General features: G+C 42.5%; 24 protein-coding genes. 11 read left to right on the top strand and 13 right to left on the bottom strand.

Translation table 11 applies throughout. The features are described from left to right. Positions 1 to 35: 35 nt before the first annotated feature. Positions 36 to 2,189, bottom strand: a complete 2,154-nt coding sequence (locus SOO65_RS12660) for an OPT family oligopeptide transporter (protein ID WP_321390425.1) — start codon at positions 2,187 to 2,189, stop codon at positions 36 to 38. A 118-nt stretch (positions 2,190 to 2,307) separates the two neighbouring features. Between SOO65_RS12660 and SOO65_RS12655 the strand changes: the two genes are divergently transcribed. Both SOO65_RS12655 and SOO65_RS12650 read left to right on the top strand, forming a co-directional pair. Beyond that, positions 2,308 to 2,826: a 2'-5' RNA ligase family protein gene (locus tag SOO65_RS12655; protein ID WP_321390422.1), complete on the top strand. Its 519-nt coding sequence runs from the start codon at positions 2,308 to 2,310 to the stop codon at positions 2,824 to 2,826. A 98-nt stretch (positions 2,827 to 2,924) separates the two neighbouring features. Next, on the top strand, positions 2,925 to 3,866 hold the full coding sequence (locus SOO65_RS12650) for a hypothetical protein (protein WP_321390420.1): 942 nt from the start codon (positions 2,925 to 2,927) through the stop codon (positions 3,864 to 3,866). Between the two features lie 50 nt (positions 3,867 to 3,916). Here SOO65_RS12650 and SOO65_RS12645 read toward each other — a convergent pair whose 3' ends face one another. From SOO65_RS12645 to SOO65_RS12630, 4 genes are all read right to left on the bottom strand, one after another. Next, positions 3,917 to 4,894 carry a trypsin-like serine peptidase gene (locus SOO65_RS12645; protein WP_321390417.1) on the bottom strand — a complete coding sequence of 326 codons (978 nt, stop codon included), beginning with the start codon at positions 4,892 to 4,894 and terminating at the stop codon, positions 3,917 to 3,919. A gap of 87 nt (positions 4,895 to 4,981) precedes the next feature. Beyond that, positions 4,982 to 5,779 carry a DNA-formamidopyrimidine glycosylase gene (mutM, locus tag SOO65_RS12640; RefSeq protein ID WP_321390415.1) on the bottom strand — a complete coding sequence of 266 codons (798 nt, stop codon included), beginning with the start codon at positions 5,777 to 5,779 and terminating at the stop codon, positions 4,982 to 4,984. Between the two features lie 21 nt (positions 5,780 to 5,800). Continuing rightward, positions 5,801 to 6,130 carry a DUF3147 family protein gene (locus tag SOO65_RS12635; protein ID WP_321390413.1) on the bottom strand — a complete coding sequence of 110 codons (330 nt, stop codon included), beginning with the start codon at positions 6,128 to 6,130 and terminating at the stop codon, positions 5,801 to 5,803. A gap of 29 nt (positions 6,131 to 6,159) precedes the next feature. Then, the gene (locus tag SOO65_RS12630) at positions 6,160 to 6,534 is read right to left on the bottom strand and encodes a hypothetical protein (protein ID WP_321390411.1); all 375 of its coding nucleotides are present in this window, start codon (positions 6,532 to 6,534) and stop codon (positions 6,160 to 6,162) included. A 73-nt stretch (positions 6,535 to 6,607) separates the two neighbouring features. Here SOO65_RS12630 and SOO65_RS12625 point away from each other — a divergent pair, with 73 nt between their 5' ends. The 3 genes from SOO65_RS12625 to SOO65_RS12615 are packed head-to-tail and all read left to right on the top strand — an operon-like array spanning position 6,608 to position 8,980. Further along, positions 6,608 to 6,946, top strand: a complete 339-nt coding sequence (locus tag SOO65_RS12625) for a hypothetical protein (protein WP_321390408.1) — start codon at positions 6,608 to 6,610, stop codon at positions 6,944 to 6,946. Next, a complete protein-coding gene (locus SOO65_RS12620) occupies positions 6,927 to 8,066 on the top strand; it encodes a PAS domain-containing sensor histidine kinase (protein WP_321390405.1) in 1,140 nt (379 codons plus the stop codon). The genes SOO65_RS12625 and SOO65_RS12620 overlap by 20 nt, the downstream gene beginning before the upstream one ends. Further along, positions 8,063 to 8,980 (top strand): radical SAM protein, encoded by a 918-nt coding sequence (locus tag SOO65_RS12615; RefSeq protein WP_321390402.1) that lies wholly within the window; start codon positions 8,063 to 8,065, stop codon positions 8,978 to 8,980. The genes SOO65_RS12620 and SOO65_RS12615 overlap by 4 nt, the downstream gene beginning before the upstream one ends. A 37-nt stretch (positions 8,981 to 9,017) precedes the next feature. Here SOO65_RS12615 and SOO65_RS12610 read toward each other — a convergent pair whose 3' ends face one another. From SOO65_RS12610 to SOO65_RS12600, 3 genes are read right to left on the bottom strand one after another with little or no spacing between them, the layout of a single operon-like run. Then, entirely contained in the window at positions 9,018 to 10,559 is a 1,542-nt protein-coding gene (locus tag SOO65_RS12610) for a DHA2 family efflux MFS transporter permease subunit (RefSeq protein ID WP_321390399.1), read from the bottom strand. Beyond that, positions 10,552 to 11,400, bottom strand: coding sequence for an HlyD family secretion protein (locus SOO65_RS12605; protein WP_321390396.1), 849 nt, complete (start codon positions 11,398 to 11,400; stop codon positions 10,552 to 10,554). The genes SOO65_RS12610 and SOO65_RS12605 overlap by 8 nt, the downstream gene beginning before the upstream one ends. 26 nt (positions 11,401 to 11,426) lie before the next feature. Then, positions 11,427 to 12,722, bottom strand: a complete 1,296-nt coding sequence (locus tag SOO65_RS12600) for a TolC family protein (protein WP_321390394.1) — start codon at positions 12,720 to 12,722, stop codon at positions 11,427 to 11,429. Between the two features lie 71 nt (positions 12,723 to 12,793). On the opposite strand from SOO65_RS12600, the gene SOO65_RS12595 reads away from it, so the two are divergent. From SOO65_RS12595 to SOO65_RS12585, 3 genes are all read left to right on the top strand, one after another. Then, complete coding sequence (locus SOO65_RS12595; RefSeq protein WP_321390391.1) at positions 12,794 to 13,276, top strand: MarR family winged helix-turn-helix transcriptional regulator; 483 nt, start codon at positions 12,794 to 12,796, stop codon at positions 13,274 to 13,276. 96 nt (positions 13,277 to 13,372) lie between these two features. Next, positions 13,373 to 14,020 (top strand): phosphatase PAP2 family protein, encoded by a 648-nt coding sequence (locus SOO65_RS12590; RefSeq protein ID WP_321390389.1) that lies wholly within the window; start codon positions 13,373 to 13,375, stop codon positions 14,018 to 14,020. 204 nt (positions 14,021 to 14,224) lie between these two features. After that, positions 14,225 to 14,746, top strand: coding sequence for a superoxide dismutase family protein (locus tag SOO65_RS12585; protein WP_321390386.1), 522 nt, complete (start codon positions 14,225 to 14,227; stop codon positions 14,744 to 14,746). Here the strand turns inward: SOO65_RS12585 and SOO65_RS12580 are convergent. After that, positions 14,743 to 15,150, bottom strand: coding sequence for a GFA family protein (locus SOO65_RS12580; protein ID WP_321390384.1), 408 nt, complete (start codon positions 15,148 to 15,150; stop codon positions 14,743 to 14,745). The two genes, SOO65_RS12585 and SOO65_RS12580, sit on opposite strands and share 4 nt — an antisense overlap. 80 nt (positions 15,151 to 15,230) lie before the next feature. Between SOO65_RS12580 and SOO65_RS12575 the strand changes: the two genes are divergently transcribed. After that, positions 15,231 to 16,310 carry a PA0069 family radical SAM protein gene (locus SOO65_RS12575; RefSeq protein WP_321390380.1) on the top strand — a complete coding sequence of 360 codons (1,080 nt, stop codon included), beginning with the start codon at positions 15,231 to 15,233 and terminating at the stop codon, positions 16,308 to 16,310. Between the two features lie 2 nt (positions 16,311 to 16,312). Here SOO65_RS12575 and SOO65_RS12570 read toward each other — a convergent pair whose 3' ends face one another. The 3 genes from SOO65_RS12570 to SOO65_RS12560 all read right to left on the bottom strand — a co-directional run bounded on the left by SOO65_RS12570 (position 16,313) and on the right by SOO65_RS12560 (position 18,030). After that, the gene (locus SOO65_RS12570; protein ID WP_321390378.1) at positions 16,313 to 16,453 is read right to left on the bottom strand and encodes a hypothetical protein; all 141 of its coding nucleotides are present in this window, start codon (positions 16,451 to 16,453) and stop codon (positions 16,313 to 16,315) included. A 69-nt stretch (positions 16,454 to 16,522) separates the two neighbouring features. After that, positions 16,523 to 17,218, bottom strand: a complete 696-nt coding sequence (locus SOO65_RS12565; RefSeq protein WP_321390375.1) for an SDR family NAD(P)-dependent oxidoreductase — start codon at positions 17,216 to 17,218, stop codon at positions 16,523 to 16,525. Continuing rightward, complete coding sequence (locus tag SOO65_RS12560) at positions 17,215 to 18,030, bottom strand: alpha/beta fold hydrolase (protein ID WP_321390372.1); 816 nt, start codon at positions 18,028 to 18,030, stop codon at positions 17,215 to 17,217. The genes SOO65_RS12565 and SOO65_RS12560 overlap by 4 nt, the downstream gene beginning before the upstream one ends. Before the next feature lie 117 nt (positions 18,031 to 18,147). Between SOO65_RS12560 and SOO65_RS12555 the strand changes: the two genes are divergently transcribed. Together SOO65_RS12555 and SOO65_RS12550 are read left to right on the top strand one after the other, a co-directional pair. Next, positions 18,148 to 19,278 carry a hypothetical protein gene (locus tag SOO65_RS12555; RefSeq protein WP_321390370.1) on the top strand — a complete coding sequence of 377 codons (1,131 nt, stop codon included), beginning with the start codon at positions 18,148 to 18,150 and terminating at the stop codon, positions 19,276 to 19,278. A gap of 9 nt (positions 19,279 to 19,287) precedes the next feature. Next, on the top strand, positions 19,288 to 19,899 hold the full coding sequence (locus tag SOO65_RS12550; RefSeq protein WP_321390367.1) for a hypothetical protein: 612 nt from the start codon (positions 19,288 to 19,290) through the stop codon (positions 19,897 to 19,899). A gap of 40 nt (positions 19,900 to 19,939) precedes the next feature. Here the strand turns inward: SOO65_RS12550 and SOO65_RS12545 are convergent, their stop codons facing one another. Further along, positions 19,940 to 21,556 (bottom strand): HAMP domain-containing methyl-accepting chemotaxis protein, encoded by a 1,617-nt coding sequence (locus tag SOO65_RS12545; protein WP_321390364.1) that lies wholly within the window; start codon positions 21,554 to 21,556, stop codon positions 19,940 to 19,942. Between the last annotated feature and the right edge of the window lie 38 nt (positions 21,557 to 21,594).

The raw sequence follows: 21,594 nt of genomic DNA, 5'->3' as shown, positions 1-21,594 counted from the left end.
ACGAGATACTATAAAAAACTGGAGGGGTTTGGCCCCTATAATTTCGGCTTTTTCCGTCCAACAGCAAATAAAATTACGGCCGCACCACCAAAAACCAGCGTCGCAAATAGATCCGATGTCGCCATCCCGCCCATTTTCCCCGAAAAATCCAAAGCGTCTGATACGCCTGGCATAATTTGAGTAACGGCGAGAAGAATTCCGGCAATCGATCCACCAGCGATGAGGCCTGATGAAAAGAGAACACCCGGGCCTGTATCGGCCTCAAGTTCAGATTCAGGGGCCTTTGTTTTTCTTTCAACTAACCAGCGAACAAGGCCACCCACAAAAATGGGAGTTGAGGCCGAGATAGGAAGATAGACACCTACTGCAAATGGAAGAGCGGATATTCCACAAAGCTCAAGCACGATGGCGAGGGCCACGCCAAGAAGAACTAGTCCCCAAGGAAGTTTCTGAGTAAGGATACCATCAATGATAAGAGACATGAGACGCGCTTTCGGAGCTTCGTATTTCGTTACACTCGTACCATCATCACGCTTATTAACCGATCCGTTAATTCCCGGATCCACGAGATAAGTCACTTTCCCTGCATTATCGACAAGATATTTTCCAGGACTAAGAACACCAAGCATCTCTGCGTTCGATTGTTCAGTCACCTGAAGCACAAAATATTCATTTTGATCTTTAACACTTTCAACACCCGCAACTTTTTGCTTCTCTTTTAGAAGACTCATGTCAGTCACAGTGTAGTCAGGAACTTTCTTCGTATAAACCGTCGAAGCATCGTTTAGAAGAATAAGCGAATAACCAATGACGATAGCACTAGTAAGTGCACCAATCAATAGTCCCCATTGCTGAAGACGAGGAGTTGCACCAACAAGGTATCCGGTTTTTAGATCTTGAGAAGTTGTTCCACCGTTTGAGGCAGCGATACAAACAACTGCCGCAATACTAAGAGCACCTACACGATGTTCAGGTCCGATCCAACCAACTGCTAAGAACACAAGGCAGGTCAATAGGAGAGTGGCAACCGTCATACCCGAAATTGGATTTGAAGATGAACCAATCTCACCAGTAAGACGTGAACTCACTGTCACAAATAAAAAGCCGAATAAAACGATAAGGAGAGCTGAAAATAAATTGATGTGAAGGGCAGGCGCAAACCATAGGCCCAGAACCATAAGAATTGTTCCGATTACTACAAATGAAAAAGGAAGATCATCTTCTGTTCTGTTCTTTGATTCAATTGAACCTTTTGAACCCATGACACTTTTTAGCCCTGACTTCGCACCATGAATGATGGTTGGAAGTGATTGGAAAAGAGAAATAATCCCTCCGGCCGCAACCGCACCAGCTCCGATATAAAGAACGTAGTTTCTCCAGATGTCGTGGATTTCCATATCACGAATCAGAGTTTTTGCCGGGAATAGTGGTTCTGTAAGAGCGCCACCAAAAAGTGAGATCATAGGAATAAGGACAAAGCTTGATAGAACACCACCGGCCATCATGATGGCAGCGGTTCTAAGACCAATAATGTAACCCACACCGAGAAGTTCTGGAGAGACCTCGGCGGCAACTGCTGAACCTTTGAAGAAACTAAATGCTCTTTCAGGAACGTCTTTCCAAAGACGAAGGCCCACGTTGAAGAATTTGTAGAATAGACCTAAAAAGAAACCACCGAAAACGATTTTTCCAGATGAGCCACCTTTTTCACCGACAATCAGTACTTCCGCACAGGCCGTTCCTTCCGGATAAATGAGTTTCCCGTGTTCCTTCACAATGAGCGCCTGGCGAAGAGGGATCATCATAAGAACCCCAAGAAGACCACCCAGGATTGAAACCGTCATGATGCGACCAACATCAAGATCATAGCCTAAAATTAAAAGGGCCGGCATGGTGACCGCAACACCGAAGGCGATGGATTCACCGGCCGAGCCCGTGGTTTGAACCATATTATTTTCAAGAATTGTGGCATGACGAAAACCAAACATTTTCGAAATACCTTTGAAGAGCGTGATGGACAGAACCGCTACCGGAATGGAAGCAGAAACCGTCATACCCACTTTAAGAGCGAGATAAAGGGATGAAGCACCAAATAGAATTCCCAAAAAAACTCCCATGAGAATGGGGCCCAGGGTAAATTCCTTAAGCTTTTCAGTGTGAGAGATAAACGGTTTGAAGTCTTTACTCATATTTGTCCTTCATCAATTAAATGATCCTTATTTTTTATCAAACCCGATATTAACGAGCTACTAAATATTATGGTGCTGTAGGGATTAGAATCTCATAAGCTCTTACAGTGAGGTCTTTATGAAATTCTTTTTAGGTCTCGATGTAAGTGAATTGAAGTTGGATCTTAAAAAACTGAAGGTGAACCTCAGTAAGGGGAAGAATTTTGAATTTCAATGGCTTCCAGAGGATCAGCGTTTTGTTCCTCTCATTGGTCTGGAGGAAATGGAGGATAATCTCTTAAGGCAAATCGCGGAGGAGACTTCAATTTTTACCCTGAAGTTTGAGGGGATGTCGGCCTATCCAGAACCTAAAAAGGCAAGACTCTTATGGGTTGGTGTTCAAAATTCAAAAGAAGTTCGGGCCCTCTTTGACAGAATTGTTGAAACCTTGAAGATTCAACCAGAAAGTGAATTTAAACCTTACTTACCTGTAGTCCGTTTAAGAAATCACCGTGAGGTCAGTGATCTTCTCTCTCCTCATAAAAATACAGACTTCGGGAAATTCACTATTTCTAGATTGGTTTTATATGAAATGACTTCTGTTGGTGCATTTCCTACCTATGCCAAACGGGGCGAATATCCATTAAAAGTCGAGTGAATTTCACTAAAATGTTTATTTTCTGATTCTCCCTTCGCGAAATTTTCTGGCCACTCCTTTGCAAAAATAAGCGGGTCTTATTTTAACAAGGAGCTCGTATGCACTCAATGCGTTTTATCAAGTCTAAAACTCTCAACATCCTTCTTGTTGTTGGCCTTTTGGCCCTTGGTGCCTGTGGTTCTGATGACGATGATTCATCAAGCACTACACCTCAAAATGAACAACAATCTGAAGCGGAAGGGCCGGTTGATACGGGCCAGACTATCATTCTAAATACGGTCATTAATAATTCTGTGGTGATTAATGCGAGTCAAACCAAAGTAGAAAAAAATATTTTTATTATGGATTGGGAGTGTGGAAACGTTGATCCTGTTGAACACCAGCAGTACGCTCACGTTGCAGATAAATGTCCAACACTTGCGGAAAATGATACAAACCAAGATGGTGTTCTCGACCCAGTGGAGGTTGAACAAGCAGTGGGCCCAAGAGTTCTTCCATTTAATTTGCCAGATGGCTCTTTCCCGTCAGGTAGAGACTATACTTATGAGCGAGAGTACCCGCTTGATGAGCTTCGCCAATCGATTCCTGCAGGACAGGATTTTGTTTTAATGGTTCATGGTGCGAATGCTGATGTGCCACTTCCACCGACCTATCAGAACAATACAACTGATCCAAATAATCTAACGGTTCCTATTTCTTGTAAGGTCTTCCAGGCCCCAGACGTGATTGATAATGGAACAACTGGAGGCACGACCGGTGGTACAACGGGTGGAACTACCGGTGGCACAACTGGTGGAACTACAGGTGGCACAACTGGCGGAACTACGGGTGGCACAACTGGCGGAACTACGGGTGGCACTACTGGTGGAACTACGGGTGGCACTACTGGTGGAACTACGGGTGGCACAACTGGTGGAACTACAGGTGGTACAACCGGCGGAACTACAGGTGGCACAACTGGCGGAACAACGGGTGGTACAACTGGTGGAACTACGGGTGGTACAACTGGCGGAACTACAGGTGGAACGACTGGAATGTAAAAAGATAGATTAAATGAATTGGCCCGAGTCTAACACTCGGGCCATTTTAATTATTCAACCGGACAGTAGCTTTCTTCAACTTCTCTAGTAAAACGAACACCCTGAAATTCGTTACAAGTTTGGAATCTGCTAAACCAGATGTAGCGGAAGTTTTCGTCATCAGCGATTTTTGAACCATCGCCAAATAGTCCACCTTCGTGAATATGAGAAATGGCAACAGCGGTCTCACCTCTACCGGCCGACTCATTAATGCGATTTTCGCGTCGGCAGCTTCCGGCAACTACGTAATCAGTATCGCCTCGAACCAGAATCCCTTCAACCTCTTGAGTTTTAGCATTAAACACCGGTGAGCCTGAATTACCACCGAAAGTATCAAGTGTTGTGACGAAGAAACCGTCGTTACGGTTAACCGATCTTACTTTGGCGTTGTCTGTGATTTTTGTTGGAAGTCCGGCAGGATGACCGATGGTAAAAACAGAATCGTTTGCCGAAAGATTATCCATGCTTTGAGCAAGCTTCAAGGGAGCGATACCTTCTACATCTTCATCTAATTCAATGACCGCAAAATCAACTCCACCTTTTTGAAGTTGCTGTCCAAGGACCCTTTTACATGTGTAGATGTTTTTAAATCCTGAATAGAAGTTCGTTTTATCAACTAAACGATAGTTAAAAATGAAGACAGTATTATCGCAGTCTTTTTTGCTCGTGATACAGTGGCCGGCAGTAACAATTTTGTTAGGAGCGATGAGAAATCCTGAACAAAAGGCGGCCGTTGGCTGTTCGTAGAATTTTTCATTGGAACAGAGTTGAAGGGCCGATCCGTAAGACTTCAAAGGAATTCGATAGTAGGTTCCGTCCCAAGACATTTCGTTTTTTTTGACCAAAGCAACTGTAGATTTAGAAAGCTCTACAATGCTTTGGTTCGTATAGTTATAAACTTCATTGCGATTGTCCTGACCATAAATGACTTTATTACTGGCATGGGCCTGTACACTGATCATGAAAAGACAAAAGATAATTCTAAGCATAAATCTCCATGAGAAAATTGGAGAAGTTTGATAGCAGGTTTTAATTAACTTTCAAAATTAATTTTGAGTTGAAGCGGTGCGGTTTCTTTACTTCTGGATGCCAGGAACCCAGGCAGTTGTTCTACCAGCAACGGTCTCATGCTTAATCAGGTGACCTTTCGAAGTAACTCCTGATTTTTTTCCCCATCTCCTGTGAAACAACCAATCATCAGGATATTTTTCATCATCGGCTCCAACCTTTACAGAGAATTGAGTGACCGAGTTGATTTTGGAATGAAGGCGTTTTACTTCTGCTGGAGAAAGTGATTGGGCCAGGCGGTGAGGGTCGAGTTGACTCTGAAAGAGAATTTCATCTGCCATCCAATTCCCAATGCCTGCAAAAACACTTTGATCGAGGAGAACAGCTTTAATTGGCGCTTTGCGCTTTCCTAAGATGGATTTAATTTGTGCCACTGTAGGAAGTTCATTCATAACATCGGGACCGAGATGAGAAAGGGGTCGATGTTCCAAAGGTTCTTTCAGGAGAAATATTCTTCCAAAGCGGCGAGGATCTTTGTAGGTAAGAATTGTTCCGTCACTCATTTCAAGTACAAGTTTGACTGACTTCATGGATTTATCAGGAAGAGTATCGCTAATGATGTAAGATCCCGTCATGCCAAGATGAAAAACAGGTAAAATTTCTTTATTCATCTCAAACCAAATGTATTTTCCTTTTCGAAGACATTTGGTGATCTTTGCTCCTATGAATGCCTTTTTTACAAAAGCTTGAGACTTGCCTGCAAAAATCAATTTATCCGGACGTACATGCACGTCCGTTATGGTCTTACCTCTTAATTTTTTATCAATTTGACGGCGAAATGTTTCGACTTCTGGAAGTTCCGGCATACTTCATCATAATCAAAGTTTTTAGCTAATAACTTTAATTGTGACAAAATATCCTATCGACATTGCAAAAACGCCTGTAGCCATTGAGATGTAAAAGTTGTGTCCTCTGTTTAGCATTAAGGGCAGCACAATAAAAAGAATCAATGAAGGAATGACTAGATAAAGAATGTCCCATGACATGGCGGCTATCTCTTTGTCTGTCCTCCCTTCATATTTCATGAAAAAGAAAACGAGTAAGGAGGTCAAAGGAAGAGATTTTAAAAATGCTGCAGTAATGGTCTGTGACTCTGATAGTTTCGTAACAGTTGCAATGATCAATGCTGAAATGAGGGTTTTAACCAGAAAGTACATGTATGTCCTGAAAGAAGGTTTTATCTATTTTAGATTTCATATGATCGAAGAGCAAGATAACGAATCATCACAAATACAATTCCAAAAACAAGCCCGTACCAAAATGTATCCAGTCGAATAATTTCTTCTTCATTTCTTCTGAGCCACTTTCCTTTCAAGGCCATCAAAACACCTAGTAGTAAGGGGGTGAAAATTAAATTCAATAGTTGAAAAGTTTCGCTCTGAATAAACAATTTAGAAGAAAGATAGAAGCTCAGACAGGCAAACATTGCTGCAAGTATAATGTAGCCCAGCATCGCATAAGCAGGCGTTCGAGGACCTGTGAGATCAAAGGCGTGAATCATTCTTTTCACTCCGAATTCAGCAAATAAAACAAAAATAAGTGGTCCTACGATTTCACCCATGAATAATACTAACAACGATGGGAAAAACTGTCTTTCAGCGTCGGGTAAAGATTTTAATTCTTTTTGTCGGATTATGTTAACATTTCTTATGACTAAAAATCCCCGTCTCAAGCATCTCTCACACGCCGGTGAAATGGGTTATCGAATTGCCAATTATGATTGGGCGAAAACTTCATTAGGTGATCCCGAATACTGGCCTCAAAGTTTGGTTACGACTATTGGTATGATGGTTGAGCATAAATTTGCCATGTACCTCGTCTGGGGCGATGAACTCATTCAATTCTACAATGACAGCTGTATTGAGATTCTAGGAAATAAGCATCCTGAGGCCCTTTGGTACGAAATCAGAAAATTCCTGGAAAGAAATCTGGGACACTATTCATCCGCTTTTTATGAAGTGTCTGGATGGTGAGTCCGTGATGTATGAGAACCTTCCAATGGTGGTAAATACTAACGGAGTCATGACAGAAAGATTCTATACTTTTTGTTTTTCGCCTATTCGTTTGGAAGACGGAAGTGTAGGCGGAATTCTTGACACCGTTTCGGACAACACGGATGAAGTCGCCCTTAAACAAGAATTAAAACAGAGCGAAACAGAGTTTCGAACTTATCTGGAAGATTCTCCCTATGCATTTATGTACATTGATCGCGATTGGACCATTAGGTATCTTAATCCAATGGCAAAGCAGTTAACTCATAAGAAAGAGCCAGATATTATTGGACAAAATCTTTGGTCTGTCTTTCCTGGGCTTCTGGTTTATCCTCTACAAGATGGTATTGCGGTCACTTTTCGGGATTTTACCACTGAAAAGAAACTGGAGTTGGATCTATCAAGTGCGGTTAAATCAAGAGATGAATTCTTATCTGTGGCCTCGCATGAACTTAAGACTCCACTCACTGCCATGAAGCTTCAGGCACAAATCATTCAAAGAGACATTGAAAAAGATAATCCCCGTGTGTTCCAGAAAGAGAAGATCACTCGTTTCTATGAGCAGATTTTTAAGCAAGTAAATCGTTTAAATCGCTTAGTTGATGACATGTTAGATGTATCTAGAATCCAGTTAGGTAAACTGGGTTTTCGTAAAGAACCTACAGATCTTGATGTGCTTTTAAAAGAAGTCATGGAACGAATGGATTCCTACTTTAAAAATTCTGAGTCCGGTGTTCCGGCCGTAGAATACAAAGGAAGTGACTTTAAAGGGAACTGGGACGCTTTTAGAATTGAACAAGTGATGAATAATCTCTTCACGAATGCTATCCGCTATGGAAATGGCAAACCTTTTCTCGTCACACTTGAAGGAAGGCCAGAAAGTGTTGTTTTCTCCGTGACAGATCATGGTTATGGGGTCAGTCCTAAAGATCAACAGGTCATTTTTGAGCAATATGAGAGAGGCTCGGAGCATGGGCCCATAGAAGGTCTTGGACTCGGTCTTTATATCACCAAAAAAATTGTCGAAGGCCATGGTGGGGTCATAAATTTAGAAAGTGTTGAAGGTAAAGGATCGACGTTTACCGTCGTTTTACCAAAATGATCTATAACAATGAGAAGATTGTATCCGTAGGGAAAGGCAGTCCTCTCACTTTGTCCTGGGAGCTGGTGACCCATTGCCAGTTCAAATGTAGCTACTGTTATTTCAACCCTTATGAATCATCAACGAACTACTCAGAGGTGATGAAGATCGTTCTTACGAAAATTAAGAACATCAAAGAACCTGTTGAGATGACTTTGCTAGGAGGGGAGCCGACCCTCCATCCGGAATTTCACCATTTGATCAAGTCTCTGTATGAGATGAATCATGTCACAAAAATTGATGTCATTACCAACTTTCAACCCACAGTTGAGTTTTGGAGACCTCTTTTACCTTATAAAGATAAAATTGAAATTGTTCTGAGTTACCATGTGGAATACTCTCAAAAAAACTTTTTCAAAAAGATTGAGGCCTTGAAGAATGATTTCAATATGAACATCATTTTTCTAGTTCACAACGAGCTTAAGTATCTTTCAAAACTTAAAGAGGCCGCCGATAAATATTTTGAACTTGGTCTAGAAACTCTTCCGATAACATTCGCTAAATTGGTTGATCGATCGAGCGGTTCGGCCGAGTATTTTGAATATCAGGCAGAAACTCTAAGCTTTCTTTCTGAACAAGAAAAACGTGTGAAGCGATTAAAGTATCCGGAGGTCATTCCTGTAACAACAGAAGCGGGAACAAAAATTGAAATCAATCAGATGGAATTTTCCTCCAAAAATATGAATCGGTTCAAAGGTTGGAAATGTCAGATGAATGCACTCATCATTCATCCGGACGGAATGGTGAGTTATCCTTGTACGAATCAAAAGAAGCACATTCTGTTTGCAGAGTTAGGAAAAAGGAACCTAGTGTGCGCTCACGAAATATGCCCTTGTGAAGCATATTGGAATTTCACCAAGACCAAGAATTCTTAAATTAAGTTCCGGCATTTTTGGTGCCAGAACTCTTAATCTAGTGCGAATCAACGACCTGAGATTTCTTTCTGAACTTAATTAAATATAGCGGTATATAAGCAAACGCGAACACGATCAGAATGATCCAGATGAGCTGAATGAAATTCATCACGAAGACCTGACTGTGAATCCTTCCGGCCAGTGCTTTAAGTGTTGCATGATGAGCATCAGAAAATCCAACTCCGGCCTTACTCATAAATCCATTCAGGGTACTTAAATAGGCCTGCTGGGTGGCAGGATTCAAAAGGGACACCTTAGAAGCGAGATCCAGGTAATTTTGGTGTCCACGACTCGCCATAAGTGTGCCCACCAAGGCGATTCCCACTGAACCACCAATTTGTCGGAAAAGATTTAAGAGACCAGAGACCTGGCCCATATTTATCCCTTCAAACTGACTGATGATGGAAGAGTTGATCGGAACAAACAAGAATGCCATTGCCACACCTCGAACAAACAGGATCGCCAAGATGTCGTCCTGATTTGAGAAAGGTGACAGGAGAGTTAATAAGTAACAACAGATAATAATACAGCTGATCCCAATAAAGATGAGTTTCTTAGGATTAATACCGCTCATCATCGCCTTACCCACCAGTGGCATGAGGGCCGCAGTGAGGAGTGAACCAGGAATGAATAAGAGTCCCGTTTGTGTGGCCGTATAGTGGAAAACAGTATCGACAAATACTGGTAGAACAAACACCAGGGCGTAGAGGAAGAAGCCCAATAGGCCCATTAGAATTACGCCATTGGCGACAACACCATCTTTAAAAAGACGAACATTGATGACCGGATTTTTCACCCGTAGTTCCCAGATCACAAATAAAGGAAGGGAAATTGCGGCGATGATCACGCAGGCAGTGATAAGTTTAGATGAGAACCAGTCATCTGCTTCACCACGCTCAAGAGCATACTGAAGACATCCGATTCCCATAGTTAGAAGCGCCAAACCTACTCCATCAAAACCTTGCTCTTTTTTCTCATGAGGTTGAGACTCACGATCAAAGATACAAGTTGAACCAACAAACAGGGCCAGAAGACCTAGGGGTAGATTGATGTTGAAGATCGATCTCCATCCAAAATTATCTGTTAAGTAACCACCCATAACCGGGCCAAGAGTTGGCCCAATCATCACACTCATTCCGAAGATTGCACCGGCCATACCGGCCTTCTCTCTTGGAAATTGCTCATAAATGAGAGTCTGAGATGTAGGAAGAAGAGCACCACCAGCGAGACCTTGAAGAATTCGGAAGATGGTTAAAGTCGTCAAGTTTGGGGCCAGACCACAAGCAACTGACGTCAGTGTAAAGAGAATGATACATCCCAGGTAATAGCGACGGCGGCCGATTTTTTCACCTAGCCAGGCCGACAGTGGCAATACCACCGCATTCGCGATCGCATAGCCCGTTACCACCATACTAATGTCTTCTAATGTTGCTCCCAGATTTCCCATCATCGTGGGAAGGGCAACGTTCACAATTGAGGTATCAATGATCTCAAGTAGTGAAGCAAGTACAGCAACGAAGACAATGAGAGGATTACTCACGGCGAACCTTCACGATGGCCGATAGGCCTGCACGTAATTCTTCAACGTCTGTTTCAGTTAATTTCTCGATGATGATTTTAACAGGAACTCGTTGAACGACTTTGGTAAAGTTACCAGTCGCATTGTCTGGAGGAAGAAGTGTGAATGTTGCACCAGTGGCAGAACTTAAGCTCTGAACTTTACCGGTGTATGATTTACCAGGGATCGCATCTACTTCGATTTCTACATGACTGCCTACTTTAACATCAGCAATCTCTGTTTCTTTGAAGTTAGCAGTTACCCAACGTTCACCTGAATCAACAAATCCAAATAGGGGAACTCCAGGTGCGGCCAGCTGACCAAGCTCAACAGATTTTTTAGCAATGAAACCCTTTGAAGGGGCCACAATGCGAGTGTATTCAAGATTTAGCTCGGCTTGTTTCACACGAGCTTTTAAAGCATCGTCTTTGGCTTTAGCGTCGTTATAGTTTTTAAGGGCCTTGTCGTATTGTTGGTGAGAGATTGCACCTTGTTGGAAAAGGTCTTTTAGACGACGAAAGTTTGCTTCGGTTTCTCTTAATAGAGCATCAACTGAACCAAGTTCCCCTCTGGCAATCGCCAAAGCATTTTCATAATCTCTAGGGTCGATGAGGGCAAGAACATCGCCTTTTTCTACTTTTTGACCTTCTTCAACCTTAACTTCCTGAATGAATCCCGGAACTTTCGGGGCAATCATTACTGAGTGGGCCTGAAGTTGAGCGTTGTCAGTAGTGACCCATTTCATGTGGTGATAAATGAAGTATCCGGTAAGTAGTACGGCAACAACCACAATCGCCGATATCGCTTTTTTCTTTTTATCCATATAGTCTTCCTCTTTATATTGTCTTTTTAGTAACGACGGCCTTCTGCCAGTTGTAAGTTAATAAGTGCTTCTGCAGCAGCAAGCTGAGCGCGAACTGCATCAGCTCTTGAGCGAGATAAATCCAATTCAGCATCCAGAAGTTCACTATCTGTTCTTGAACCAACACGTTTACCTTCTTTGGCCAAACGAACACTTTCTTCAGAGCGCTTGATGTCTTCCACTCGGGCAGCATAAATACGGCATTGAGAACGATATCTGCGAGACCAGATCCCTACGTCTTTGTTGGCCGCTAGTTCTGTTGCACGAAGGGCCTTTTCAGTTTGAACTTTTCTTTGAATGGATTGTTGCGCCCTTGAGTGAGAAGCAAGTCCATCGAATAGGTTCCATGTCATAAAGAGACCAACTTGACGGGCGTTACGATAAGCATCGTAATCATTTAACCCTAGAGTGAGGTTGTTATAGAAAGTATATTGAGTGAAAAGTGAGAACTCCGGCATCCAGTAGCGATTCTCTGCGGTCTCTTCTTTTCTACGGGCCTCTGTTTCTAGTTTAAGGGCCTTGATGTCTTTTCGATCAGCATACTTACCAGTGTCCTGGTTAATGACGTTTTCTTGTGGGATAGGAAGATCACCAGCAAGGTCTCTGTTTTCTTCTTCATGGCCTAGAACCTCGGCCAATCTCTGGCGTGAAATGATGATTGCGTCTTCAGCATCCGCCAGATCAGTTTTGGCATTTGATGCCTGCACTTCTACGCGAAGGACATCGTAGTTTGTACTGAGTCCACCTTTTCTAAAAAGCTCCGCTTGTTTTTTATGGTCATCCAGAACTTTCAAGTTTTGAATTGCCACGTCTCGCAGAAGCTTAGAGGCAAGGGCCTGGTAGAAGGCAAGAGTGACACTCATTTCGGTCCTAAAAGTCTCCCATTCAAATCTTTCCTGGGCCGCTTCAGCATTTTTCTGGGCGGCACTAAGACGATTCATACTCACAAAACCATTAAACAGAGGAAGTTCAGCAATTAGGTTAAACTGAGAGTTTGGAATGATCTGAGGAATGGTCGTAGGGGGGCCACCTGCTAGAGAAACGTTAATGAACTGATATTTCTTATCAGTCAGATAAGTTCCATTTGCACGAAGCTTAGGAAGAAAACCGGTACCCAGGGCCTCGGTCTTTTTCCAGTCTGCTTCGATCGCGCGGGACTTAGAAGCTTGAAGGTTCGGAGAGTCTCCTACGACTTCATTCAAAGCGGTAGAAAGATCCAGTTCATTTGCAAAGGTGGTTAGTGAAAATACGGACAAGAATAATACATAGAGAACACGTGACATATTGACCTCGATTGGCGGCACAGTATCACAATTTAGTTTGCACCACAAACTATTTGTAGTACGATCTATTCATGGTTAAAAATATTTTAATTCCGGATACTGTTCCTAAAACTGTTCATCCTTTGTTTAGACAAAGGTTGTGTTACTCAATTTCAAAATCAGGTACGATTCTTCGTTCGATTTTAGAAATCACATTGGCCAAACATAAATTGTCTGCTCCTCAATCAGGCATTCTTCACATCCTTGCAGGTGTTGGTGATTACAATCAATTGCAGTTAGGTCAGGAGATGAACATCGATAAGGCCAGTATGGTGAAGTTCATTGATGGTCTTGAAGAACAGGGCCTGGTTCAACGGAAAACCGATCCTAATGATAGACGCGCGAAGATTTTAACGCTTACGACCAAAGGCCGAACTCTGCAGAAAAAGATCCTGGAGCAGCACAAAAAACTCGAGGCCAGTATATTAAAAGATTTTAATAAACAAGAAGTTGAAGCACTGCGCGAGCTCATGCCGCGGGTGCTAGAAGCCATCCTAAATCATGTGAATGATTAATCATTACAATTAGGTAATGTAAGGTTTTTCTTCACTTTATACTTGATACATTGGGTTTGGTATTTCAAACTAAGTCTCCCATTCAAGGAGACGTAAATGAAGTACGCATTGTCATTAATTCTGGGTGTTGTTTTCACGGTTGCAGCAACAGCTCAGACAGGTAACGAAAAAGATTTAATCATTTTATCACCATTTGAAATTGATAGAGTCCTTGGCTCATTTCCAGCTCCAGGATCAGTTGCTGAAGGCGAAGACCTAGAGATCCTCAGAAAGTATCAAGAGAATCGTACAAAGAAAGATTGTCAGCTAGCGGCCCAACAAGAGTCTGCAACTCTAGGCTCTCTTTTCGGCCATCTTTTAACTCGCGCTGAAGTTGAAGAACTGTCGATTGATTTCCTTAAGCAATATGGTGAAGCAGGCGGGAACGCGTACCTTGCAAAAAAACTTTATGGCCGTCCACGTCCTTACGACAGCCACAGAGATCTTAAACCTTGTATCTCAAAAGAAACTTCGGAATCATATCCAAGTGGTCACGCAACTGTAGCTCGAGTCTTTGCTCGTCTACTTGCTAATAAATTTCCAAAGCGCGCGGCTGCATTCATCAAGGCCGGAAATCAGGCCGCTCTTAACCGTGTCATCGGTGGTGTACATTATCCGTCAGATGTATTGGCCGGTATCAAGCTTGGTGATCACCTTGCTGATAAAATGATTCGCGATAATCAAAGAAGAAATAGAAGAGATTAATTCTCACTGAAAAGGGCGGCCTTGAGCTGCCCTTTTTTTTGTCAAAACGGATCCAGTCTAGAAACACCTCGGCTTGTCCGGAAAAACACCAAAGCATAAACTTGAATCCAATCTGGCCGAAAAGGATGGCGGAAGCCTTACTAATCGCGCTAGATGAAAAATGGTCATCTTAGGATGGCCATTTTTATTTCAAGAGGAGAGTTTATGAGGAACACCAACATCCGTCTGCTTCTGATTTCTGCACTTGTCATCAATGTGGCCATCGCTGCAAAGGCCCCTCAAAATATCGCTGAAGCTGATCTCACATCTGCTACGAAGAAGGACTTAAAAGCCGAAGTCATTTTCCAGACAGTACCTGAAGGTCTTAAGATCACGGCCGATGCTACAGGATTGACTCCAAATAGCACTCACGGATTCCACGTTCATAAAGTAGGAAAGTGCGAAGGACCAGATTATAAAAGTGCTGGTGATCACTTCAATCCTACGAATATGCAGCACGGTTCTCCGAAGAGTGAAAAAAGTCATATGGGTGACATGGGTAATCTCGTTGCCAACGCTAAAGGCGAGGCACATATGGAGATGATTTTAAAAAAGGACGAGGCCAAGGACTTGAAGGAGTTTGCTGGAAAATCCGTCGTTATTCATGCCAAAGCAGATGACTTTAAATCCCAACCAGCAGGAGACTCCGGTGCCAGAATTGCCTGCGGTCTAATTAAATTCAATTAAAGATAGTTTGTTTCTTTTGGTGGATTAAACCAGTTGTTGTGGAGCCCATCCATGTATTGGACTGGAACTTTGCTTAATTCCTCTGGCGAAATGTTATCGATAGTACAAAGGGCAACACTTACAAAGTGCCCACCGATTTGTTCTACGTAACCTTTAGTATGAGTACGAACGCCACAATTCTTGCAAAAAGCATGACTGTTGGCCTTGGTGTTGAACTGATAGAGCCCTAGGTCTTGTTCACTTGTTAAGAGTTTGAAGGCCTCAGGTTTTACGGCCGCACTCCAGTTTCGGACTTTACCGCAAAATGAACAATTACATTTTCCTGACCCCTTTTCGAGATCTAGATCAACTTCAAATCGAACTTTCCCACAGTGGCAGCTTCCTTCATATTTTGTCATACTCATAAAATTCTCCTGTTTTTATTCTAAGCAAACTAAATTCAAAGGCAATAAGAAAATACGGAAAAAATACGGAAACATGTGCTATGGTTATTTTCATGGAAAGACCGGAAAAAGTAAAAGGGCGCGGGACTGCATTAAATCCTCTCAATCGATTTGAACATGTGGCGATTGAAGAGGGAGATTATGTTCAACATTCTCCTGAGGATGAAATGCCACTTTATCGCACCCAGTTTATTGCTGACCCGTCCAAGAGTATCCTCACTCAAAATGATAGTCCTGATGTGGGCTTTGACTTTAGTGTGAATCCTTATAGAGGTTGTGAGCACGGATGCGTTTATTGCTTCGCTAGACCAACGCATGAATACCTTGGACTTTCTGCCGGAATGGATTTTGAAACTAAAATTCTGGTTAAGCACAATGCCCCTGAACTTTTAAGAAACAAATTGTCGTCACGATCCTGGAAACCGGAGGTCGTTAACTTCAGCGGAGTGACTGATTGCTATCAGCCTATTGAGAGAAAATTAGAGATCACAAGAAAATGTCTGGATGTCATGAGAGAGTTTCGAAATCCTTTTACCATCATTACAAAGAACCATCTTGTAACGAGAGACATTGATATTCTTAAAAACATGGCCGAGATTAATGGTGTTGGTGTTTTCATTTCAGTAACAACACTAAATCCAAAGGTCGCGGAGGTCATGGAACCTCGTACTTCTCACCCAGTTTCAAGACTAAGGGCAATTGAAGAATTAGCGAAGGCCGGCATACCGGTAGGAAGTATGGTCGCTCCCATTGTTCCCGGTTTAACTGATCACGAGTTGCCTAATATCTTGAAGGCCGTTAGCAATGCTGGCGCAAGTTTTGCAGGAATGGTTCCTTTAAGACTTCCGTATGTATTAGATGATCTTTTTATTCAGTGGCTTGAACAACACTTTCCGGATCGCAAAGAAAGAGTTCTCAACCGCATCAAAGAGATTCGTGGTGGGAAGCTGAATAATTCCGATTTCGGTACACGTATGAGAGGTGAGGGAAAGTATGCAGAACATATTAGGGCCATGTTTCATCTTTACACAAATAAAGAGGGCCTCAATAAAAAAAGGCTGGAACTATCGACTGAACATTTTAGAAAAGTGACAGTTCCAGGACAATTGGATTTATTTTAATCCTATTTATGTTTTGGGGTCCGTGATGAGCGAACGCCAGTCCCACTTACAGCACCACTTCTGTTACCCTGATGATTTCCTGATTTGTTTCGGGCCGTAGCAGATTCTCCTCGAGAGCCAGTTGAAGTAGTTAAACGTGCCATATGTACCTCCATTCATGATTATTATTTCATGAAGCGGGAGTGGCCGAAACTGAAGAACATCGCAGGATTCTAGACGTAAATCATTTTCTTCGTCATTCCACCGTCAACTATAAAATCCTGACCAGTAATAAAGCTAGCGGCCTCTGAACTAAGATAGAACGCAAGTTCCGCAATATCACTTGGAACTCCCACTCTGCCGACTGGGTGTTGCTTATGATCTTTGTCGGAGAGTTTCTCATTTGGGTCTGCGATCCATCCTGGACTGATGCAATTTACTCGAACTGATTCTCCTAATGTCATAGCAAGAGAATGCGTAAGAGAAAGTATGCCACCTTTGCTGGCAGAGTAGATGACAGTATTTGGTTCTGACATCAGATGACGGGTGGAAGAGATATTGATAATGGAACCTTTTGTTTCTTTCAAAAAAGGAAGAGCATATTTCGCCATCAAAAAGCAACTTGTTAAATTAACGGCAATTCCATGGTTCCAGTCTTCTAATGAAACTTCTTCAAATTTTTTAAAGGTAAGTGAAGTGTCTGCGGCATTGTTAATCAGGACGTGAAGTTTTTGAACATTTGAAATGGCCTCAATGATGGAATCTTCACTACTGAGATCACATTTTAGAAAAACAAAATTCTCATGATCAATTTTTCGATTTGGCCTTAGGTCTACGCCATAAACAACGTAACCTTTCGAGAGGTATTTTAAGCTAAGTTCTGTTCCAATAAGACCGTTGGCGCCAGTGATCAGGGCCGACTTTTTCATAGTTCTCCTATGATTTCCTCAATTCTTTGATGATGGACCCAATGACCCGCATTCTTTATGAACTTCACCTTACCGTCATTGCAGTAGTGAAGACTCTGAAGGGCCATTTCCTTTTGCAAAAATACATCATCTTCACCCCAGACGAGGAGTGTTGGAACCTGAATATTTCTAGAGGGGAGTCTAAGATTATAAATCATGGCGCGGTACCAATTGAGCATACTTGTGATGGCGCCTTCTTGTTTCCAGGCCTCTTGCAATTGATCTGTTTTAGGATGCGCACTACGGTGAAGGAAGAATTTGAAGACTGCAAAGTTGTCCCAGTTTAAAACAATTTCCGGAAGCTTAGGGATAAGAAAGAGAAAGATGTATGAGCTCTTAAGGAGCTGCACAGGATTCATCAGAAAATTTCTTTTAAAAATTTCATAGTGGGGTGAGTTGATTACGATTAATTTCTTCACGAGATCGGGTCTTCTGTTCGTGAGAAACCAGGCGACCATTCCTCCCCAATCATGTCCCACTAATGTGACATCTTTTAGACCCATATTTTGAATAAGTTCTTCCATGTCTTTCGTGAGGATTTCTAATGAATAGTTTTTAATTTCTTTAGGCTTATCTGAAACGCCATATCCTCTTTGATCAGGAGCAATGATATGTAGACTTTTTTCTGCAAGGTCTTTGAAAGCCTCAATGATGGCCTTAGAGTTTTCCGGGAATCCGTGCAGTAATATAACGGGTGGCCCATCCTTGGGACCATATTGTGCTACGTTGAGCTCGATTCCATTAACTTTCCATTTTTCGTTTTCAATTTTCATAAACATTATTTTAGTCGGTTTTAATTTTAAATAGAAGCTTTGACTTCCCCTGACTATTCAACTGCTGAAAGTCTTACTTACCTTCTTGGTAGTTCATAATGAACCAGGAGGCATTTTGTGAAGAAACTCTCATACGCATTATTAGGTCTCGCTTTAGCTCAAGGAGCTTGGGCCTCTCCCAATATCGAAATCGATCGAGCTTGGCAGAGGATTTCAAATCCAGTCATCATGAGTACAAATTTTAATTACGAATTTTCCGCACTTCCTTTATCTGGAAGAGTTGCTGACAAACAAAAGTATTGGTCGAGTGACTATTGGGCCCGCTATAAAGGTGGGATCAATTATCGCTGGAATGCGGCCCGACCTTCTGGCTTCAATACTGTGTCTCCTACGCAGGCCCAGGCCTCTCAGATGACTCAAGCACAGTTAAGAACACTCGCACCTTCCGAGAAGTGGGACCTATATATAGGACGTTATGATTATCCTCTAAAAAGAGAGATCTCAAACTACGCAAGTCCCAATCGCCCAACATGGGAAGGGATATGTGACGGTTGGGCAGGAGCGGCGATGAATCACGATGAACCTACGCCAATTACATTGGCAAACCCGGATGGTATTCAAATTCCATTTGGCTCATCGGATATTAAGGCGCTCTTGAGCTGGTACTACGCTAAAAAATTCTCTGATGGTCATAGTCAAATGGGAAGCCGTTGTAACGGTTCATCAACTAGTACATCTGATCGCTGTCAGCACGATATGAATGCAGGTGCTTTTCACATGGTTCTTGCTAATAAAATTGGCCGTGATGGAACAACTTTTATTGCTGATATCGATCGCGGTTCTGAAGTATGGAACCACATCGCGTATGACTTTCGTTCAACGGTGAGAAGCCGAAATCTACCACCACTAAGGACATCCGCTCCAGGAACTGTGAGCATGGTACGTGTACGAACCGTGGTGAATTACGTTTTTCTTTTGACCAGAAACACTTGGGAGCCAGTATTGGGAACAAGTCGACAAATCACTCGTTCACGTACTTATGAGTATTATCTGGATCTTGATTCAAGTGGAAAAATCATTGGCGGGGAGTGGATTTCAACTCAGAGACCAGACTTCCTATGGCTTTCACGAAAGGTCGGAACCTTTACTGGTATCTTCAGTAAACTTCCAAATTTATTGAAGGAAATCCCGGTCAGCGTTGAAGATGAATTGGCAGATGAATTAGCAATGGAAGACGAATTATATTAGGAGGACCATATGAAAAACTTTTACCTTGGCCTTGGACTTTTAGTTGCCCTTGCTTCACCTTTTAGTTTTGCTCAGGATCGCACGATGACGATCCAACATCTAACTGGTGCCAATAGCTATTTTAATATTTCAGTTCAAGATGATGGTCTTCTGCAAGGTTCTTACCCTGGTTGGTGCATTGATTGGGCCAAACGAATTGAGGACAATACAACTTATAATGCAAAATTCTTTTCTACTTTATCAGAGAATATTCCTGCCGGAGTAGTGGATCGCCCGGAGAATCTGGATGAAGTAAATTGGCTCATCAATCAGCATAAAGTGGGCAAGACCTCGCCGGGGGGATTCGGAGTCTACACTGCTGGTGATGTTCAATTGGCAATTTGGGCATTATTGGATGATTACTACGAAACAGGTAGTGTTGGACCATTCGATCAGAGACGCGTGGACGAGCTTGTTGCCGTCGCTTTAAAAGATGGTTCGGGATTTGTTCCGAGATGTAATCAACTAGTGGCGATTATTTTAGATCCGGAACTTCCTGGTGGAGAGAAACATCAGACAACGATTATAGAAATTATCCGCAGGCATTTTCCGAAATGTGCGGTTCCTGAAGGAGACATCTAATTAGAAAAAATAAAGGGACTCTTGCGAGTCCCTTTTTATTTTAGAAGCCTTCGGCCTTACCAATCGATTCACCATGGCCCGGATCCGTATTGAATGGGATCACGTTACTTGGATTTTTGCTACCACCAGAACCGCCACCGAATTTCGGAGTTTTATGCGTTGGCGTTTTCGTAGTGGTTGTTGTCGTTGGAGCTGATGGAGCTGTTCCACCTTCAACAAACGATTTAAGCTCTTTCACCATTCCAATCAAACAGTCTGCCTGAGATGACATTTCTGAAGCTGATGATGCTACTTCTTCTGATGAAGAAGCGTTACCTTGAATGGCTTGATCCAAGTGGTTCATCGCTTTAGAAATTTGCTCAATACCGTTTGCTTGTTCTTGAGAAGCGGCAGAGATTTCTGCGTTAAGGTCAGCGACCTTTTTAGCAGATTCAACGATTTCTTTAAGAGTAGAACCTGATGTACCGGCAATGCGAACTCCGTTTTCAGTCATTTCTACGTTTTCTTTAATCAGATTGTTAATGTCTTTAGCAGCTGAAGCAGATCTTTGAGCAAGGTTTCTTACTGCGTCCGCTACCACCGCAAAGCCCTTACCTTGTTCACCGGCACGAGCTGCTTCCACTGCTGCGTTTAGGGCAAGAAGGTTTGTCTGGAAAGCGATATCATCGATCACGTTAATGATCTCTTCGATCTTCTTAGAAGACTTTTCCATGTTCGACATGGCCGCAAGAAGAGTGCTGATTTCTTTTTCACCGTGTTCAGCTGAATCAAGTGACTTTCTTGAAAGAGTGTTGGCCTCTTTAGCGTGATCAGAGTTTAGTTTTACCATCGAGGAAAGCTCTTCAAGGGAAGAAACTGTTTCCTCTAGAGATGCGGCAGACTCTGTAGCACCTTGAGAAAGTGTAGAAGAGGCAGAAGTCAGCTCGTGACTTGCGAGAGATGTCTGATCTGCAGAACCGCGGATTCTGTCAGCAATTCCTGAAAGTGTTTTGTTCATGTAGTTTGAGATTAGGAATCCAAGAACTACCGAACCACCGAGAATACACAGAGCGATTGTTACCAGAAGACCAAATGATGTCTTATATGTTTCAGTGGCAGAAGTCGCGCGCATTGAAGCGTCTTTATCCTGGAATGCAATCAGATTGTTAACAGCTGTTTCAATGTCACCGCGAGCGTGGCGCATTTTATTGTTCATGATATCAGCGGCCTTGTCTTTTGCTGCTGGATCGGTAAGACCTGGAATTGAGTAAGTTAAAAATTCTGTGGCATGTTTGTCGTAAGCTTTCCAAGCGTTCCATACCGCATCGTAAAGTTTTTCTTCGCCGTCAGCGAATGGAGTCGAGCGGTACTTTTTATTGATTTCCTCTAAATCAGCTCTACGATCTGGATACTCACCAGCATTACGCTTAAGTGATTCAACATCATTTTGAAGCATGCTCATGAACACACGAAGGTTCAGGCGGTTTGCTTCGTTAACAAGAGCATTGATTGTTCCCACTGACTGAAGGTTGCCCATCGTCACGTTCACAATATGGCCATACTGAGTGTTGATTTTCTGCATTGAGTGCAAGCTGATACCAGTTAAGAGCAGAACAAAAACAGAAAGCGTGCCGAATGAGGCGAGTAACTTGAATTTAAGACTTCTTTCCCTAAGCATATTTCTTCTCCGTTGAAATAGACCCTACGATTTGCCTT

The organism is Peredibacter starrii (assembly GCF_034259205.1).
GTDB classification, from domain to species: domain Bacteria; phylum Bdellovibrionota; class Bacteriovoracia; order Bacteriovoracales; family Bacteriovoracaceae; genus Peredibacter; species Peredibacter starrii.
This window is presented reverse-complemented; position numbering and strand designations above follow the sequence as displayed.